Raw genomic sequence first — 19,171 nt, 5'->3', positions numbered from 1 at the left:
AGAAAATGGCCTGCAGAGCCAGAGCTGGCAGCATGTCGTGGGAAAAAGCTCGAACGCTCGAGGCGGTTTGTTGCTTGGCGACCTTCGCCTCTACACAGCGGGTAGTGCCAGGCGCTTCGCAACGCGCCGAAGCGATGAGGACTTAAAGCGGCGCCTCGCTTCGCTTTGGCCCTAATGGACCCACACGGTCGCCCGCTTTTCTGTGGGAGCGCACCCTGTGCGCGACAACCTAACGGAGCGGCAACCACGAGACGCCGCTGTCGCGCACAGGGTGCGCTCCCACAAGGGACTCGCCACCTTGGGATGCTCCGCTGACGGTTCAGGCTCTTGGCTCTTGGCTCTTGGCTCTTGGCTCTTGGTTCTTGGCTTTTAGTTTTTGGCTTTTGACCTACCGGGTCCCCGTATGACGCGGCGGGCGGGTGGAGATCAAGCCCCTCAGGGGTGCCTGGCAGGGAGGCCAGGCACTTTTCGTCGGGGCAGGAGCCCCGTCGAAAAGCCCGGAACCCGCCCGCGAACCTTCCGGGCCATAGGCCCGGAAGGCGCGTCATTCGGGGGGCCTTTCTTTGGGTTACTTTCGACGCGAAGCTAGTCCCCGCGGGATCTTTACTCCGGGCATCCTGTCCTCCGCCCTACGGGCCGGCTTTGCCGTTCGCACGCGCTCCTGCGCGTGCGTGGGCAAGCAATGAAAAGTGCCCCGGCCTTCCCACGGGACTAGCTTCGCGTCGCCGGCAGGAGGGCGGTGGCCCGCAGCAGGCGAGCCAGGTCGCGGAATCGCGACAATCGAGCGCAAAATCGCTGGATCCCTGCCTTCGCAGGGATGACGGTTCTTTTGAAGTGGCGAGGCAAGAATGCCTCTTGCCCAACCCCTGCCCAAAAGCGGCAACTGCGCAGAGCGAGTCCCTAAGGGCATCTCACACGCTGGCACACCACGCCCAGCCTTGGCACACTGCCCCGCCCCCGCCGAGCCCATCTACCACCATGCCCAGCCCTTCCCTCACCCTCTCCCCCATCGTCGCCGGCCTGTGGCGCATCACCAGCTGGCAACTCAACGTGCAGGAGCGCGTGCACTGGATCGAGCAGGCGCTGGAACTGGGCATCACTTCGTTCGACCACGCCGACATCTACGGTGACTACCAGGCCGAAGCACAGTTCGGCGAAGCCTTGAAGGCGGCGCCAGCGTTGCGCGAGCGCATGCAGCTGGTCACCAAATGCGGCATTCGCCTGCGCTCCGCGCAGCGTCCCTATCGCATCAATTACTACGACACCTCAGCCACCTACGTGCGTGCACAGGTCGAGCAGTCGCTGCGCAACCTTCACGCGGAGCAGCTGGACCTGGTGTTGATCCACCGGCCGGACTACCTGATGGACGCCGCGGCGCTGGCCGGCACCTTCGCCGCGCTCACGCGGGAAGGCAAGGTCGCCCACTGGGGCGTGTCCAACCACACGACAAGCCAGTTCGCCCTGCTGCACCAGCATCACCCTCTGTTGACCAATCAGGTCGAGCTGTCGCCGCTGCAGATGAACGCGCTGGACGACGGCACGCTGGATCAGGTGCAGCAACTGGGGCTGCGCCCGATGATCTGGTCGCCGCTGGGCGGTGGTCGCCTGTTCACCGGTGATGACGAACAGGCCATGCGCGTGCGCGCCGAAATGACTGCCATTGCGCACCGCCATGGCATCAGCCTCACCACACTGGCCTTCGCCTGGGCGCTGCGCCATCCCTCGCGTCCCCACGTCATCACCGGCACGGGGCGTATCAACGGCCTGCGCGAGGCGGTCGCGGCATTGAACGTGGAACTCGATGCGGAAGACTGGTACGCCATCTGGACGGCCAGCAAGGGCCACTCCGTTCCCTGACGGGCCAAAAGCGCTCCCACAACCGGTCGCCAGGCTCAGCGATTCGACACACCATGCGGCACGTGGCCGGTCGCCACGTGCTTGCGTGCCGACTCCACATTGGCCGGTGAATCGTCGAAGAAGATGTCCGCACCGAACGCATCGAGGAACGGCCCCTTGTCGCGGCCGCCGAGGAACAGCGCCTCGTCGATGCGCACGCCCCAGCGGCGCAAGGTGAGGATGACGCGCTTGTGCGCCGGCGCGGAGCGCGCGGTGACAAGGGCCGTGCGGATGGGTGAATCCTCCGCCGGAAAGGCGGCCTGCAGGCGATGCACGGCCGACAGGAATCCGCGGAACGGCCCCACGGACAGAGGCTCATCGGCCAGCTCGCGCTCGCTGCGATGGAACGCCTCCAGCCCTTCCTCGCGCGACACACGCTCGCCTTCGTCGCCAAAGATCACCGCGTCGCCGTCGAAGGCGATCCGCAGCTGTTCGGTGGCGCGGGGTGGCGCAGTGGAAGGAAGAATGGTGGCCGCCGCCACGCCGGCCGCCAGCGCACGCCCCACGTCTTCCGCGTTGGCGGAAAGGAACAGGTCGGCCTTGAACGGGGCGATGTAATCGGAGGTCGGCGCGCCGCTGGTGAACGCCGCGCGGCTGATCTCCAGCCCGTAGTGCTGGATGGCGTTGAAAATGCGCAGGCCCGTGTCGCCCGAGTTGCGCGACAGCAGGATCACCTCGACCGGCGGCACGTCACCACCCAGCTTGTTCAGGTCCAGCAGTTTCTGCACCAGCGGAAACGCCACGCCTGGCTTGAGGATCTCGTTCTCATGCTCGATCTGGAATGCGCGGTAGGCATCCAGCCCCTGTTGCTCGAACAGTTCGTGGCTGTCCCCCAGGTCGAACAGGGCACGCGAGGAAATGGCCACCACCAGGCGGTTGTCGCCGGTGGAGTTGGGGGCGTGGGCATCGGCTGTGGGGCGGGTCATGGCGATCAATCTAACAAAACATGTGTTGAAGGAGCGCTACCTCCTCAACAGTGCGTGTGTTCCCTCACCGTCATCTCGGCGAAAGCCGGGATGACGGTGAGGGAGAATCAACGAACCAGGAACCGGATTGCCCCTCAATCCTGCGCGAACTGCTCGTCCAGGATGCGCTGCTCCAGGTTGTGCTCCGGGTCGAACAGCAGGCGCACGCCCTGCCCCTCGGACTGGCGGATCTCCACTTCGCGGATGTCGCGCACTTCGTGATAGTCCGCCGTGGCGCTCACCGGCCGCTTGCCGGGATCGAGCACGCGCAGCGTCACCAGCGTGCGATGCGGCAGGATCGCGCCGCGCCAGCGGCGCGGGCGGAACGGGCTGATCGGGGTAAGCGCCAGCACGTTGGCGTCCAGCGGCAGGATGGGCCCGTGCGCGGACAGGTTGTAGGCCGTGGAACCGGCCGGCGTGGAGACCAGGATGCCGTCACACACGAGGTTCTGCAGCTTCACCGTGTCGTTGAGCTTCACTTCCAGGTGCGCGGCCTGGTTGCTCTGGCGCAGCAGGGATACTTCGTTGAAGGCCAGCGCGTGATGCACCTCGCCGCGGGCGTCGGTGGTACGCATGTCCAGCGGGTACAGCACGGCGGCATGGGCGCGGGAGATGCGCTCCTCCAGCTCGTCGATCCGGTGCTTGTTCATCAGGAAGCCCACGCGGCCCAGCTTCATGCCGTAGACCGGCGCAGGCAGGGCGCGATAGGCGTGCAGCGTGCGCAGCATGAAGCCATCGCCACCCAGCGCCACGATGACGTCGGCCTGTTCGGGCGTGGCGTCGCCGTAGCGATCGATGAACTTGCGGCGGGCCTGCTGGGCGACGTTGGTTTCGCTGGCGACGAAGGCAAAGCGCATGGGTCGTGGTCATCGGCCGGCCGGAAGGTGACCTGAGCATAGCAGCCCTCCCCGAAGGCTACGCCAGTCAGCCTATTGCCCTTCGCCATACAGGCTCGCCCCGGACATAGCCGTTCCGTCGGATTTTACGGGCGGAGAGACGGGACTAGCTTCCGGCCCGATGTGCCCAACCGATGCCGGCAGCCACGGATACACATACGGGCAGCACTGTCCTTCCCGCACGAGCTATGAGGATGGAGGTTATGCGCAACGTTCTCGCCGCACCACTCCTGCTTGCTTTCGTCGCCCCTGGCCATGCCACGCCGCCCGCTTCGCCGCCGGACGCAGGTATCGCCTGGAACCTCACCGCCGGACAGGTCAGCCACAGCTGCGCGGATGCTTTGGCCCATGCGAAGTCGCGCATCGGAAAAATTGACGCGCAACCCACAGGCAAAGCGACGTTCGCCAGCGGCATCGGCGCCGTGGAAAACACGGTAGCGGATCTGAACGATGCCCTGTCGGCACAGTTGATCCTCAGCCAGGTGGCGACGGACAAAGGTGTACGCGACGCATCGACCCAATGCCAGCAGGACTACTCGGCCTTCATGGTCAAGGTCAACGCGGACCCTGCCATCTATGCACTGGCGCAAACCGCGCAAGGCCAGGTCAGCGACCAAGCCGATCGCCAACTGGTCAAGCTGTATCTCGAACAAGGCCGGCGCAATGGTGCCGGGCTCGATGCGGCGACCCGTGCCAAGGTCACCGCCCTGTTCGATCAGCTCAACAACCTGCAGATCGCCTTTGGCCAGGCGCTGGACGAGGAACACGTCAGCATCGATGTCAGCCAGAAAGAAGCAGCGTCACTGCCCAAGGATTTCATCGCGACGCTTGCGCCGAAGGGGGATGGATACACGGTACCCGTCGACGAAAGCACGGCCGGGACGTTCCTTCGCAACGAGTCGTCTGGCGAGGCGCGCGAGCGGTACCTGGAGGCTTTTTACCGCAGGGGCGGCGAGCAGAACGTGAAGCGGCTGTCCGATGCCGTCGCCATTCGGGCTCAACTGGCCAGGCTGCTGGGCTACCCGTCATGGGCCGCCTACCAGCTCGACGTGAAGATGGCGAAGACGCCCGACAACGTGAACCAGTTCCTGACACAGATCGACGACAAGCTGATGCCCAAGGCGCGCAGTGAACTGGCCATGCTCAGCCAGATGAAGCAGCAGGATGGCGACAGCACGCCCTTCGTGGATGCCGATTTCCAGTACTACGCCGTGAAGCTGAAAAAGGAACGCTACAACGTCGACCAGGAACAGATACGACAGTACTTCCCGGTCAACAAGGTGGTGCCCGCCATGCTTGCCATCTATGAAAAGACACTGGGCATTCGATTCGAGGCAGTGAGCAACGCCAGAACCTGGGCCCCCGGCGTCACCGAATACGCCATCTACGACGCCACCAGCCACGCGCTCATCGGCTGGTTCTTTCTGGACCTGTACCCACGCCCTGGCAAGTACTCGCACTTCGCGAGCACGCCGCTTCGCTCAGGTCGACGCCTGCCCGATGGCAGCACGCAGAAGCCCGTCGCAACCATCATCGGCAACTGGCCGGCCAGTGTTCCCGGCAAGCCCAGCCTGCTCAGCCACGGCATGGTGACCGTGTTCTTTCACGAATTTGGCCACGTCATGCACATGACCTTGTCCAAGGCACCGTACGAAACACTGTATGGCAGCAACGTACGTCAGGATTTCGTGGAAGCACCTTCGCAAATGCTGGAGAACTGGATGTGGCAGCCCTCGGTGCTGAAGGCGGTCTCGAGCAAGGAGGGCACCGGCGAACCCTTACCCGACGACGTCATTGCCCGGATGGTCGGCGCCAAGCATGTCTTTGATGGCTACAACAACATCCAGGAAGTGTTCCTGGCCAGCTACGACATGCGCCTGCATGACGGCAGCGCGAAGGTCGATCCCACCCAGTTGTGGAATGATGAGTGGCGCAAGCTCATGCCGCTGCCCGTGACCGAGGGAGTCATTCCCGAAGCCAGCTTCGGCCATCTGATGCAGGGCTATGACGCCGGCTACTACGGTTACCTGTGGTCAAGGGTCTATGCGCAGGACATGTACACCGCCTTCGGCAAGGACAACGCGAATACGGCAAGCGCAGGCATGCGCTATCGCCGGGACATCCTGGAGCCGGGTGGCACGGAAGAACCCGACGTATTGCTTGAGCGATTCCTGGGGCGCGCCACCAGTTATGACGCCTTCTACCGGGATATAGGCATTGCGCCCTGACACCCGGTTACTCACGCCGGAAACGACAAGGGGCGGTGCCATGCACCGCCCCTTGCGTTTCCAACAAGCCAATAGCGCTTACTGGTTCACCGGCACCTGCGCCAGCTGGGCCAGGCGACGGACCGCGACCGAGGCGATCGGGTAGTCCGCGTTCTGCGTCAGGATTTCCGCCAGCATGTTGCGCGTGTACTTCAGCGTGGCATCGTCACGCTGCAGCCATGCCTGCACCGGCGAGATGTCCTTCGATGCGCCCGTGAGCGAGAGCACCTGCAGGGCCAGCGCGCGATGCTGGTGGTTGAGCTCGTCCAGCAGCGAACCGCGAGCCTGCGCGTGCCATGCACCCTCGACCGGCAGCGCTTCAATCTGGCTGCGCAGCCATTCCAGGTCCAGCGACTCGCCCAGCTCGTAGAACACGCTGGCCACCTTGGCGATCGGCTGACCGCTCTGCTGCGCCACTTCGACGATGTCGAGCATGGCACGCAGTTCCGGCAGGCGGGCCAGGCGCAGCGCGAGTTCGTTGGGCATGCCCAGGCCTTCCCACTTCTCCTGGCTGGTGGCGAATTCCTGCTTACCCGTCTCGGTAAGAACGTTGGGCAGGGCCGCACGCAGTTCGGTGACACCGGCCTGGTAGCGCTCCACGTTGGCAGCGATTTCCAGCGTGGCGCCCGGACGGTTCAGCAACCAGCGCGTGGTATGGCGCAGCAGCGACCAGATCTGCAGGATGGCGTCGATCTGGGTGTTCTCGGCCACCTTGCCGTCCAGCGCCTCGATCTGCGCCCACAGCTCGCGCGCATCGAGGATTTCACGCGCGGCGGTGTACGCCTTGGCGATGGCCGCCGGGCCGTGTCCCGTGTCCTCCTGCATGCGCAGCATGAAGGTGGCGCCCATGCGGTTGATGGTGGAGTTGGTCACGGCCGTGGCGATGATTTCGCGCTTCAGGCGGTGGCGCTGCATGTGGTCGGCGTACTTCGCATGCAGCGGTTCCGGGAAGTAGCGCACCAGCTCCTTGGAGAGGTACGGGTCTTCCGGCACGTCCGAGTCGAGCAGCTGCTGGAACAGCTTGATTTTGTCGTACGACAGCAGCACCGAGAGTTCCGGACGCGTCATGCCGATGCCGCGCGTCTTGCGCTCGGTCAACTCCGCCTCGCTCGGCAGGTTTTCCACCTGGCGGTCGAGCAGGCCTTCCTGTTCCAGCATGCGGATGAAGTGCGCCATCGAGCCGATGCGGTGCACCGACTGATGCTCCATCAGGGTGATGGCCTGGTTCTGGCGGTAGTTGTCCCACAGCACCAGCTGGCCCACTTCGTCGGTCATGCTGGCGAGCAGCGTGTTGCGCTGGTCAAGCGTGAGCTCGTTGCGCTGCACGGCGTCGCCCAGCAGGATCTTGATGTTCACCTCGTGATCGGAGGTGTCCACGCCGGCCGAGTTGTCGATGAAGTCGGTGTTGAGCAGCACGCCATGCTGGGCGGCTTCGATGCGGCCCTTCTGGGTGAAGCCCAGGTTGCCGCCCTCGCCGATCACCTTGCAGCGCAGCTCGGCACCGTTCACGCGCAGCGCGTTGTTGGCGCGATCGCCCACGTCGGCATGCGTTTCAGCGCTGGACTTCACGTAGGTGCCGATGCCGCCGTTCCACAGCAGGTCCACCGGCGCCTTCAGGATGGCGCTGAGCAACTCGTTCGGCGGCAGCTGGGTGATTTCCGGCTTGAGGCCGAGCACCGCACGCACTTCCGGCGAGATCGGGATGGACTTCAGCGAGCGCGGATACACGCCGCCACCGGCGGAGATCAGCGACTTGTTGTAGTCGTCCCAGCTCGAACGCGGCAGCTTGAACATGCGCTCACGTTCCACGAACGAACGCTCAACGTCCGGCGTCGGGTCGAGGAAGATGTGGCGATGGTCGAACGCGGCCACCAGCTTGATGTGGCGCGACAGCAACATGCCGTTGCCGAACACGTCGCCTGACATGTCGCCGATGCCGGCGCAGGTGAAGTCCTGCGACTGGCTGTCGCGACCCAGCGCGCGGAAGTGGCGCTTGACCGACTCCCATGCACCCTTGGCGGTGATGCCCATGCCCTTGTGGTCGTAACCGTTCGAGCCGCCCGAGGCGAACGCGTCGCCCAGCCAGAAGCCGTGCTCGACCGAAATGGCGTTGGCGATGTCGGAGAACGTGGCCGTGCCCTTGTCGGCGGCGACCACCAGGTACGGGTCGTCGTTGTCATGGCGCACCACGTCGTGCGGCGCCACCACCTTGCCTTCGACCAGGTTGTCGGTGATGTCCAGCAGGCCGCTGATGAACATGCGGTAGCAGGCGATGCCCTCGGCCAGCTGCGCGTCGCGGTCGCCGTTCACGGGCGGACGCTTCACATAGAAACCGCCCTTCGAGCCCACCGGCACGATCACGGTGTTCTTCACCATCTGCGCCTTCACCAGGCCCAGCACTTCCGTGCGGAAGTCTTCGCGACGGTCGGACCAGCGCAGGCCGCCGCGCGCCACCGGGCCGAAGCGCAGGTGGATGCCTTCCACGCGCGGCGCGCACACGAAGATTTCGCGGTACGGCACGGGCTTGGGCAGGTCCGGCACCTGGTGCGAGTCGAACTTGAAGCTGATGTAGCTGCGGTACTGGTCGTTCCACTGCTGGAAGAAGCTGGTGCGCAGCGTGCCGCGGATCAGCGAGATGAAGCTGCGCAGGATGCGGTCGTCGTCGAGGCTGGAAACGGTTTCCAGCAGCGTGCCGATGGACTCCTCGATCACCGTGATCTGCTCGGCGCGCGGCTTGGACAGCGCACCGACCAGGCCGTCGATGAGCGCCGGATGCGCCTGGCGCAGCGACTCGGGAATCAGCACCTGCATTTCGCCGCGCAGCATGTCGCCCGCGCGCTTGAGTTCGTCGGCCGACAGCGATTCACGGCGCGGGTCGAACTTGGCCAGGAACATTTCCACCAGCAGGCCGGCAATGGCCGGATAGCGGTTGAAGGCGTCTTCCATGTAGGACTGCGAGAAGGCCACGCCGGTCTGCAGCAGGTACTTGCAGTAGCTGCGCAGCATGGCCACCTGGCGCCAGCTCAGCTTGGCGCCGAGCACGAGGCGGTTGAAGCCATCGTTCTCCGCGTTGCCGCGCCAGATCTGCTCGAAGGCGTCCTCGAACAGCGTGCCCACCTGCTCCACGCTGAAAGCGAGGCTGCCGGCGGTCTGCACTTCGAAGTCCTGGATATAGAGCTGGGTGCCGCCGACGTTGAAGTCGTACAGGTGCTCGGTGAGCACGCGCAGGCCGAGATTTTCCAGCTGAGGCAGCACTTCGGACAGGGCGATGTCGCCGCCGCTGCGGTAGATCTTGAAGCGCAGCTCCTCCGGGCGCGAAGCCGGGTGGTAGAAGGACATGCGCACCGCATCGTCGCCCTTCAGCAGCGACAGCTGGTGCACGTCCTGCGCGGCCACGGCCGGGGTCACGTCTTCCATGTAGCCGGCGGGCATGGCCTTGGCGTAGCGGTTGGCCAGCACGACGCCGTCATGGTCGCCCAGCGAGCGCACGAGTTCATCGCGCACGTCGTCGTGCCAGTTACGCACGATGGCGGCCACGCCCTTCTCCAGCTCGGCCGTGTCGTACTGCACCTGGTCGCCGATCTTCGGGCGCACCACCACGTGCAGGCGTACCAGCGCGGCTTCGCCCATCAACACGGACGAATCCAGGCTCTCGCCACGCATGGAGTCCTTCAGCATGGACTCGATACGCTCGCGCACCGACGTGTTGAAGCGCTCGCGCGGCACGTAGACGATGCAGGTGACGAAGCGGCCATAGCGGTCGCGGCGCACGAACAGGCGCGTGCGTGCGCGCTGGCGCAGCTCCAGCGTGCCCATCGCGGTATTGAACAGTTCCTCGTCGCTGCTCTGGAACAGCTCGTCGCGCGGCAGCGTCTCCAGGATGTGGCGCAGCGCCTTGCCCGAGTGCGAGTCGCGCTTGAGGCCGGAGTGCTCCATCACGTACTCGAACTTCTGGCGCACCAGCGGCACGTCCTGCGGACGCGCCATGTAGGCATTGGAAGAGAACAGGCCCAGGAAGCGCTGCTCGGCCACCGGCTTGCCCTTGGCGTCGAACTTGAGCACGCCCACGTAATCCATGTAGCCCGGGCGGTGCGCATGCGAGCGCGCATTGGTCTTGGTCAGGATGATGGCGTCGGTCGAACCCGACTGCGGCAGGTCGCTGGCGACCAGCGAGCGCAGCGAACGCGGCGCCAGCGAGCGCTCGCTCTTGTGCAGGATGCCCGCACCCGAACCTTCGTTCGCGCGCAGCACTTCCTCGCCATCGGCCTCGGTCACTTCATATTCGCGGTAACCGAGGAAGGTGAAGTTGTCGTCGGCGAGCCAGCGCAGGAACTCCGAGGCTTCCTTGACCGAGGCGGCGTCCAGCGGCAGCTGGCGCGACGGCAGGTCGGCGGCGATGGCCAGGGCCTGGTCACGCATCTTCTTCCAGTCGGCGACAACGACGCGCACGTCTTCCAGCGCGCCCTCGAGGCGGGCCTTGAGCTTGGCCAGTTCCTCGTCGTTCGCCACGCGGTCGACTTCGAAGTGCATGACCGATTCGGGCTGGCCGTCGGCGGCGCCGATCTTCAGCAACTGGCCGGAGGCGTCACGCGACACCTCGACCACCGGGTGGATCACGGCGTGGATCTGCAGGTTCTCGGCCGCGACCATGGTGACGGTGTCCACCAGGAAGGGCATGTCGTCGGTGACGACCTCGATGTAGCTGCGGCCGGCGTGACCCGTGGCCGGGTTGACCACGCGCACCGAGGCACGGCCCGGCTGGCGCTGCTGCATGAAGTTGATGAGGTCGGCGATCAGCACGGCCCATTCGCGGGCGGTGTGCAGTTCAAGATCGCCGTCGGCAATGCGCGAGAAGAAAGCGCTGATAAAAAATTGCGCCTCATCAAGGCGCTGGGTGAGTCCGCTTTGCTTCAGTTCTTCGAAAACAACAGTGGGGAATGAGCTGTTGCTAGCCGCACGAATCGCGTTCATGGCATCTACTGTGTTGGGGAGACGGAATGAGGCTAAAAAAAGCCTCAAAAGGATACGCCTCGCGTCATGCCTTATCCACCATTGTGAAAGGCGAACTTCAGCTTGCGGCAGGGCATGACGCCTGTGCAGCAAATGTCATGCGTGGGTGTTTTCGCGACGTTTGCGTGACCAGCCGTGCTCCGGAAAAAAACGCGTGCGGCGGTCGAAACACTCGGCCCTTTCGTGTGTTGCCTTGCGTGCCGCTGCGCGGCCAGCGCAGCGCGGGCGATGCAGTACCCCGGCGTATGTCACCGCCTCGCCGCGGACAAAACGTTGCAGCGCAGCAGATAAAAACGGACAGCCCCCCGCCGACCGGCGCCACCTCGGCGCAGCCATGGTCTGTGGCAAGCAAACAGGCCCCGGGCGCAACCGGACCATCGGCACAGGCTTTCTTCCGTGACCGGCTGGCACCATGGCGAGGCTGCCCCACCTGGTGCCAGGGACGCCGACACCCTTCCTTCACGGAACAGAGCCAAAATTAGTGCCCCAGGGTTCATCCAGGGGTACAGGATCCAAATCTCATCACACCCGCGACGTGTACCCTGTTGGCCCCGGGAAGGGCCGTACGGCGCGGCGGGGGTGGCTCTACAAATTGTAAACTGTACGGTATAGTCCAAGCTCGATTGCCTGAACGAGCCACGCCTACCGGGCCCCGCCGTCCCCACATCCCCTCGCGGGACCAAGGGCATGCGGGGCAGCTGTGTGTTCGTCGCAAGCCCCTTTTGCCGTCGCCCGGAGTGGCGCCGGCGCGCTGCATCCCCCGACCACATTAAAAATAGAGATTGGAGCCCACATGAAGTCCACGTCATTGCGCACACCCTTGCTGTGCCTTGGCCTGCTCTCACTGGCCGCCTGTGGCAAAGGCAAGGAACAAGGCCCGCCGCAGATGCCTCCGCCGGAAGTCGGCGTGGTGAAGGCACAGCCGCAGAGCACGCCGCTGACCAAGGACCTGGTGGGCCGCGTGTCGGCCTATCGCAGTGCCGACGTGCGTGCGCGCGTCTCGGGCGTGCTGGTCAAGCGCGTCTACCAGGAAGGCACCGACGTCAAGCAGGGCCAGGTCCTGTTCGAGATCGACCCGGCCGTGTACCAGGCGACGCTGAACTCCGCCCAGGCCAACCTCGCCTCGGCGCAGGCCACCTATGTGAACTATCACAAGAACGCCGAGCGCCTGCGCCAATTGCGCCCGCAGAACTATGTGTCCCAGTCCGACCTTGACGCCGCCGAGGCCAACGAGCGCAGCAGCGCGGCCGCGGTGAAGCAGGCCGAGGCCGCCGTGCAGAACGCGCGCATCAACCTGGGCTACACCCGCGTGGTGTCGCCCATCGACGGCCGCGCTGGCCAGCAGCAGGTCACCGAGGGCGCCATCGTCGGCGCCGGCGCCGCCGATTCCGGCTCTAGCTCCACCTTGCTCACCACGGTCGACCAGCTCGATCCGCTGTACGTGAACTTCACTGTCAGCTCGGCCGACCTGGATCGCCTGCGCGCCGCGCAGTCGGCCGGCAATGTCTCGCTGTCGGAGCAGGACAAGACCACCGTGAAGGTCACCCTGCCCGACGGCAGCAAGTACGACCAGAACGGCACGCTGGACTTCTCCGGTGCCACCGTCGACCCCACCACCGGTGCGGTCAGCCTGCGCGCCCAGCTGCCCAACCCGCAGCGTCGCCTGCTGCCCGGGACCTACGTGACCATCACGGCCAACCTGGGCGAGCAGCACAACGTGTTCCTGGTCCCGCAGCAGGGCATCTCGCGCGACGTGGCCGGCGCCTTTGCGCTGGTGGTCGGGCCGGACGGCAACGTCGCCCGCAAGAACGTGGCGGCGGACAACGTCTCCGGCGGCAACTGGATCGTCACCAACGGCCTCAGCGCGGGTGACCAGATCATTGTTTCCGGCGTGCAGGCCGTGCAACCGGGCAAGCCGGCCAAGGCCGCGCCCTGGCAGCCTGACCAGAAGCCGGGCGCCCAGGGACAACCGGCCGGCGGTAAGGCCGGCGCTGCTGCCGGCAAGCCGTAAGGGAGTCGACAGACATGCCGAGTTTCTTTATTGACCGCCCCATTTTTGCGTGGGTGGTCGCCATCCTGATCACCCTCGTCGGCACCATTGCGGTGCTGAACATGGGTATCGAGTCCTATCCCAACATCGCGCCGCCGCAGGTGGTGGTGTCCGCTACCTATCCGGGCGCGAACGCCGATACCGTCGAGAAGAACGTCACCCAGGTCATCGAGCAGCAGCTCACCGGCATCGACCACTTGCTGTACTTCAGCTCGTCGTCGAACTCCAACGGCACTGCGTCGATCACCCTCACCTTCGAGACCGGCACCAACGCCGACATCGCCCAGGTGCAGGTGCAGAACAAGGTGCAGCTGGCCCAGCCGCGCCTGCCGACGGCCGTGAACCAGCAGGGCGTGGTGGTTGCCAAGAACAACCCCGACTTCCTGCTGTTCGTGTCGCTGGTGTCGTCCAACCCGAACATCGACGGCAACCGCCTGGCCGACATCATCGCCTCCCAGGTCGCAGACCAGGTGGGTCGTATCCCGGGCGTGGGCGCGACGCGCCTGATCGGCGCCGAGTACGCCGTGCGCGTCTGGCTCAATCCGGACAAGCTGCAGGGCTATGGCCTGGCGGCCAGCACGGTCTACAACGCCGTGTCACAGCAGAACGTGCAGTTCGCCGCCGGTTCGCTGGGCGCCGATCCGTCGCCGAAGGACCAGAGCTTTACCGCCACCGTGTCCGCGGAAGGTCGCTTCTCCACGCCGGACCAGTTCGGCAACATCATCCTGCGCGCCAACAGCGACGGCACGGTGGTCAAGCTCAGTGATGTAGCGCGCATCGACTTCGGTCCGCAGAGCTACGGCCTGGCTTCGACCTGGAACGGCCAGCAGGTGGGTGGCCTGGGCGTGCAGCTGCTGCCCGGCGCCAACGCGCTGGACGTGGCCGATGCGGTCAAGGCCAAGATGACGGAGCTGTCCAAGGACTTCCCCGAGGGCGTCACCTGGTTCGCTCCGTACGACACCACCCCCTTTGTGAAGATCTCGATCGAGGAAGTGGTGCACACGCTGGTGGAGGCCATCATCCTGGTCTTCCTGGTGATGCTGATCTTCCTGCAGAACTTCCGCGCCACGGTGATCCCCACCCTGGTGATCCCGGTCGCGCTGCTGGGTACCTTCATCGGCCTGGTGGCCCTTGGCTTCACCATCAACCAGCTGACCCTGTTCGGCATGGTGCTGGCCATCGGCATCGTGGTGGACGACGCGATCGTGGTGATCGAAAACGTCGAACGCATCATGTCCGAGGAGCACCTCTCGCCCAAGGAGGCCACGCGCAAGGCCATGGGCCAGATCACCGGCGCCGTGGTGGCCATCACGGTGGTGCTGGCGGCGGTGTTCGTGCCATCCGCGTTGCAGCCCGGTGCATCGGGTGTGATCTACAAGCAGTTCGCGCTAACCATCGCCGTGTCGATGGGCTTCTCCGCGTTCCTGGCGCTGTCGTTCACGCCGGCGCTTTGCGCCACCATCCTCAAGCCGGTCCACGATCAAAAGAAGAACATCGTCTACCGCACGTTCAACCAGGTATTCGATTGGGTGACGCATACCTACAGCGGCCACATCGGCAGCGCGACACGCCATGCGCCACGCTGGATGGTGGTGTTCGTGCTGGTCGCGGCACTGGCCGGCCTGCTGTACACGCGCCTGCCCACCAGCTTCGTGCCCAGCGAAGACCAGGGCTTCGCGCTGGCCATTGTCAACCTTCCCGCCGGCTCCACCCTGCACCGCACGCAGGAAGTGATGGCGGAGATGCGCGAGCGCGTGAAGCAGAGTCCGCTGCAGGACGACATCGTCGGCATGTACCAGATCAGCGGCTTCAGCTTTATCGGCAATAGCGAAAGCACCGGTATGGCCTTCATCAAGCTGAAGGACTGGAAGGAGCGCACGATCACGGCCGACGACTGGATCATGAAGGCCAACGGCGTGATGCACGGCATTCGCGACGCGCAGATCTTCGTGGTCAACCTGCCCACCATCCGCGGCCTCAGCCAGTTCGGCGGTATCGACATGTATCTGCAGGCCCGCGCCGGCCAGACGCATGGCGAACTGATGCAGGCCATGTTCATGGCGGTGACCAAGGCGAAGGACAACAAGGCACTGTTCGGCGTGCGCCCGAACTCGCTGCCGGATGCCCCGCAGTGGGACATGAAGGTGGACCGCGTGCAGGCGCAGTCGATGGGCCTGTCGGTGAGTGACGTGTACACGGCCATCCAGCTCACGCTGGCGCCGATCTACGTCAACGACTTCGTGTACGGCGGCCGCGTGAAGCGCGTCTACATGCAGGCCGACCAGCCCTATCGCATGGGGCCGGATGCGCTGCAGCACATCTACGCACCCAGCAGCTTGTCGCCCAGCACCAACAAGGCATCGTCGTACGGGGCCACGGTCAATCCGTACAACATGATCCCGATCTCCAGCGTGGTGAAGACCAACTGGGACATGGGTTCGCCGTCGCTGACCCGCTACAACGGCTACGCCGCGGTGGAAATCGTCGGTAACGAGGCACCGGGCTTCTCGACCGGCCAGGCGATGACCGCCCTGCAGGGCATTGTCGACACCGACCTGCCGAAGGGCTTCGGTGCGGACTGGACGGGTCAGTCGTACCAGGAAATCCTGGCCGGCAACTCGGCGACGCTGCTGATGGTGCTGTCGATCCTGATCGTGTTCCTCTGCCTCTCCGCGCTGTACGAGAGCTGGTCGATCCCGGTCGCCGTGCTGCTGGTGGTGCCGCTGGGTCTGCTGGGTACGGTCGTGTTCTCCATGTTGCGCGGCCTGCCGAACGACATGTACTTCAAGATCGGCCTGATCACGGTGATCGGCCTGGCGGCGAAGAACGCGATCCTGATCGTGGAATTCGCGGTGGAGCTGCAACAGTCCGGCCAGTCCCTGTTCCAGGCGACCATCACGGCCGCCCGCCAGCGACTGCGCCCCATCCTGATGACCTCGATGGCCTTCATCCTGGGCGTGTTCCCGCTGGCCATTTCCACCGGCGCCGGCGCCAACTCCCGCCATGCCATCGGTACGGGCGTGATCGGCGGCATGCTGTTCGCCACGTTCCTCGGTTTGCTGCTGATCCCGGTGTTCTACGTCACGGTGCGTCGCCTGCTTGGCGACAAGCTTGACGAGGCATCCACCAAGATCCGCCAGGCTCACGGTGGCGGCACCACGCAAGGCCCGATGCAACCGTTCGATTCGGATCCGCGCCGCGGCGCGTGATCCGGGTCCACCGGTCGTTCAACGAAAAGCCCCGGTCGCAAGACCGGGGCTTTTTCTTTGTGCGGAAACGCTCATGGCAGCGGCACGGATGCGCCAGCGGTGAACGACGGGAACTCAGTGCTCGCCGCTTACCGTCGTATTGCGCCCGCGCACCTTGGCCGAGTACAGGCGGCGATCCACCAGCTCAAGGAACGCCTGGCGCTCATCCGTCGCCATCGGCACCACCGTGCCCGCGCCGACGCTCAGGGTGAGCGCCATGCCCGTCATCGAACGCTCGTGCGGAATCCACTCCGTGCGAATCAGCTCGTGGCAACGCTCGGCCACCTGCTGGGCGATGCCGGCATCGGTGTCCGGCAGGATCAGCACGAACTCCTCGCCACCGAAGCGGGCCAGGAAATCGCGCGGGCCGCGCACAGCCTGCTCCAGCGCCTTGGCCACCACTTTCAGGCAGTAGTCGCCCTGCACGTGGCCGTAGTGGTCGTTGTACTGCTTGAAGTAGTCGATATCGAGCATGAGCATCGACAAGGGACGCCCGCTGCGGCGCGCGTTGTCCCACTCTTCCCCGAAAACCGCGTCGAAACGGCGGCGATTGGCAATGCCGGTGAGCCCATCCTTGAACGAGAGCGTTTCCAGCTCGCGCTGCAGCTCGATCAACCGCTGCTCGGTGCGCTTGCGCTCGCTGATGTCGAACATGAAGCCCACCAGCGCATCCACGCTGCCGTCGTCCTTGCGCACCACGTGCACCACGTCGCGGATCCACACGTAACTGCCGTCCTTGCATAGCGCACGGTAGTCGGCCTCGTGATCCACGCCGGCCTTGGACTGCGCCACGCAGAAATTGACCGCCCACTCGCGGTCCTCCGGATGGATGCGGTCGGCCCAGTCCTGCACGCTCATCCAGCTGTCGGGCGCCCAGCCGAGCAGCTCCTCGATCTGCGGACCGATGTAGGAGAACGACAGGCTGTCCCACTGGATGCGCCAGGGAATGGCCTTGGTGGATTCCAGCAGGGTCTTGTAGACCATGCCCTCTACGTCCAGCTTCTCAACGACCTCTGTCATGGGCGGCTCGCGGCGCGTGGCTTGTGATCCGTGTCTCGAAGCAACCATCGTGCCGCCTCCCCTGACGCCCGGCGGAGCGCGGAAAAAGCCGGCATGGCCGGGCTCTCCTGTCCCGCTGACGCGCCAGGCCGGCACACACCCTGGCCCAGCCCGGTCAGTTCCGGACGCGTCTTGACTATCAGGGGAGCGGCGAATGGTCAGCCGAGATAACGGGAAGCGTCAGCCGGCGGGGGGAGCAAAGAGCCCTGCACTGGCGGGAAAAAGAGGAAGGGAGCCATCCCTGGCCGGAGGGGGTGCCTGTTCCGTGGCGTGTCGCAAGTATTTGCGATCAGCCAGCAGCCGTCAACCACCCGAATGCCGCACCTGTGGGAGCGCACCCTGTGCGCGACAGCCCCACGACTCATCACTGCCCAGTCGCGCACAGGGTGCGCTCCCACAGGAAACGCGCTGCACACAAAAAAGCCCCCGGCGCGAACCGGGGGCCTTCTTTCCTGTCGCTCAGCGCAGGCCGGTTTCGGCGCGCGCGATCACGATGCGCTGGATCTCGCTGGTGCCTTCGTAGATTTCGGTGATCTTGGCATCGCGGAAGTAGCGCTCCAGCGGCATTTCGCGGGAATAGCCCATGCCGCCGTGGATCTGCACCGCCTGGTGCGAGATCCACATGGCCGCTTCCGACGCCATCAGCTTGGCCATGGAAGCCTCGGTACCGAACCGTCCGCCGTGCTTCTCCACCTCGCCCTTGGTCCAGGCGGCGCGCAGCGTGAGCAGCATGGCGGCGTCCAACTTGCACTTCATGTCAGCGATTTTCGCCTGGGTCATCTGGAACGTGCCGATCGGCTGGCCGAACGCCTTGCGGTCGCGCGACCACTGCACCGAGGCCTCGTACGCCGCGCGTGCAATGCCCACGGCCTGCGAGGCAATACCGATGCGGCCCGCGTCCAGCAGGCTCATGCCCATCGCGAAACCCTTGCCTTCCGCGCCCAGCAGGTTTTCCTTCGGGCACACGTAGTCGGTGAATTCGATTTCGCAGGTGGCCGAGGCGCGAATGCCCAGCTTCGGCTCGCTCTTGCCGGCGTGGAAACCCGGCAGCTGCGTATCGATGATGAAGGCGGACACGCCCTTGGCGCCGATGCCCGGCGTGGTGATGGCGAACAGGATGATGTAGCGCGCCACCATGCCGGAGGTGATCCAGCTCTTCTTGCCGTTGATGACCCAGTCGCCGTTGGCGTTCTTGGTAGCGCGGGTATGCATGGCCGACGCGTCGGAGCCGGACTGCGGCTCGGTCAGTGCGTAGGCGCCAATGGCCTCGCCCTGCGCGATGGCGCGCACGTACTTCTGCTTCTGCTCCTCCGTACCGTGCTTGAGAATGCCGGTGCAGAACAGCGAATTGTTGACCGACATGATGGTCGCCGTGGCGGCATCGGCGGAAGCGATCTCGATCATCGCCAGCACATAGGCAATCGGGTCCATGCCCGCGCCGCCGTACTCGGTGGGCACTTCGATGCCCATCAGGCCCAGCTGGCCCATCTCGCGGATGTTATCCAGCGGGAATTCCCCCTTCTCATCCAGCTCAGCCGCCACCGGCACGATGCGCTTCTGCGCGAAGTCGCGGGCAATGGCCTGGATGGAAAGCTGATCGTCGGTAAAGCGGAAATCCATGAAGGGCTCCAAGGGGATCTGGGAAGCCCACCATTTTAGCCCGCCCGGCGTGAGGACCTCTGTGCGGGTGCAGCAAGGCAGGACTAGCCGCCTGCCCTATAGAACCGTCATTCCCGCGAAAGCGGGAATCCAGTGCCTTTGCACGTTCCGGCATCAAAGA

9 protein-coding genes are annotated in these 19,171 nt (G+C 65.0%); 4 read left to right on the top strand and 5 right to left on the bottom strand.

All coding sequences use genetic code 11. From position 1 onward, the window contains the following. Nucleotides 1-978 precede the first annotated feature (978 nt). Nucleotides 979-1,857: an aldo/keto reductase gene (locus HY57_RS10120; RefSeq protein WP_019464225.1), complete on the top strand. Its 879-nt coding sequence runs from the start codon at nt 979-981 to the stop codon at nt 1,855-1,857. Between the two features lie 35 nt (nt 1,858-1,892). Here HY57_RS10120 and HY57_RS10115 read toward each other — a convergent pair whose 3' ends face one another. Then, complete coding sequence (locus HY57_RS10115; RefSeq protein ID WP_026033753.1) at nt 1,893-2,822, bottom strand: 5'-nucleotidase; 930 nt, start codon at nt 2,820-2,822, stop codon at nt 1,893-1,895. Nucleotides 2,823-2,956: 134 nt separating this feature from the next. Further along, on the bottom strand, nt 2,957-3,718 hold the full coding sequence (locus HY57_RS10110; RefSeq protein ID WP_019464227.1) for an NAD kinase: 762 nt from the start codon (nt 3,716-3,718) through the stop codon (nt 2,957-2,959). A gap of 242 nt (nt 3,719-3,960) precedes the next feature. On the opposite strand from HY57_RS10110, the gene HY57_RS10105 reads away from it, so the two are divergent. Further along, on the top strand, nt 3,961-5,985 hold the full coding sequence (locus HY57_RS10105) for a M3 family metallopeptidase (RefSeq protein WP_019464228.1): 2,025 nt from the start codon (nt 3,961-3,963) through the stop codon (nt 5,983-5,985). A gap of 78 nt (nt 5,986-6,063) precedes the next feature. Here the strand turns inward: HY57_RS10105 and HY57_RS10100 are convergent, their stop codons facing one another. Continuing rightward, nucleotides 6,064-10,995, bottom strand: coding sequence for an NAD-glutamate dehydrogenase (locus HY57_RS10100; protein WP_019464229.1), 4,932 nt, complete (start codon nt 10,993-10,995; stop codon nt 6,064-6,066). Nucleotides 10,996-11,827: 832 nt separating this feature from the next. Here HY57_RS10100 and HY57_RS10095 point away from each other — a divergent pair. Next, nucleotides 11,828-13,045, top strand: coding sequence for an efflux RND transporter periplasmic adaptor subunit (locus tag HY57_RS10095; RefSeq protein WP_019464230.1), 1,218 nt, complete (start codon nt 11,828-11,830; stop codon nt 13,043-13,045). Between the two features lie 14 nt (nt 13,046-13,059). Continuing rightward, nucleotides 13,060-16,293: a multidrug efflux RND transporter permease subunit gene (locus HY57_RS10090; protein WP_019464231.1), complete on the top strand. Its 3,234-nt coding sequence runs from the start codon at nt 13,060-13,062 to the stop codon at nt 16,291-16,293. 114 nt (nt 16,294-16,407) lie between these two features. On the opposite strand, the gene HY57_RS10085 is transcribed toward HY57_RS10090, so the two are convergent. Continuing rightward, nucleotides 16,408-17,352: a GGDEF domain-containing protein gene (locus tag HY57_RS10085; RefSeq protein WP_026033754.1), complete on the bottom strand. Its 945-nt coding sequence runs from the start codon at nt 17,350-17,352 to the stop codon at nt 16,408-16,410. A 498-nt stretch (nt 17,353-17,850) separates the two neighbouring features. Then, on the bottom strand, nt 17,851-19,011 hold the full coding sequence (locus tag HY57_RS10080; protein ID WP_019464233.1) for an acyl-CoA dehydrogenase family protein: 1,161 nt from the start codon (nt 19,009-19,011) through the stop codon (nt 17,851-17,853). Nucleotides 19,012-19,171: the final 160 nt, after the last annotated feature.

Source organism: Dyella japonica A8, assembly GCF_000725385.1.
GTDB lineage: Bacteria > Pseudomonadota > Gammaproteobacteria > Xanthomonadales > Rhodanobacteraceae > Dyella > Dyella japonica_C.
This window is presented reverse-complemented; position numbering and strand designations above follow the sequence as displayed.

Coding starts and splice junctions, on each gene's coding strand:
- HY57_RS10120 (WP_019464225.1), top strand. CDS start 979: ATGCCCAGCCCTTCCCTCACCCTCTCCCCCATCGTCGCCGGCCTGTGG.
- HY57_RS10115 (WP_026033753.1), bottom strand. CDS start 2,822: ATGACCCGCCCCACAGCCGATGCCCACGCCCCCAACTCCACCGGCGAC.
- HY57_RS10110 (WP_019464227.1), bottom strand. CDS start 3,718: ATGCGCTTTGCCTTCGTCGCCAGCGAAACCAACGTCGCCCAGCAGGCC.
- HY57_RS10105 (WP_019464228.1), top strand. CDS start 3,961: ATGCGCAACGTTCTCGCCGCACCACTCCTGCTTGCTTTCGTCGCCCCT.
- HY57_RS10100 (WP_019464229.1), bottom strand. CDS start 10,995: ATGAACGCGATTCGTGCGGCTAGCAACAGCTCATTCCCCACTGTTGTT.
- HY57_RS10095 (WP_019464230.1), top strand. CDS start 11,828: ATGAAGTCCACGTCATTGCGCACACCCTTGCTGTGCCTTGGCCTGCTC.
- HY57_RS10090 (WP_019464231.1), top strand. CDS start 13,060: ATGCCGAGTTTCTTTATTGACCGCCCCATTTTTGCGTGGGTGGTCGCC.
- HY57_RS10085 (WP_026033754.1), bottom strand. CDS start 17,352: ATGACAGAGGTCGTTGAGAAGCTGGACGTAGAGGGCATGGTCTACAAG.
- HY57_RS10080 (WP_019464233.1), bottom strand. CDS start 19,011: ATGGATTTCCGCTTTACCGACGATCAGCTTTCCATCCAGGCCATTGCC.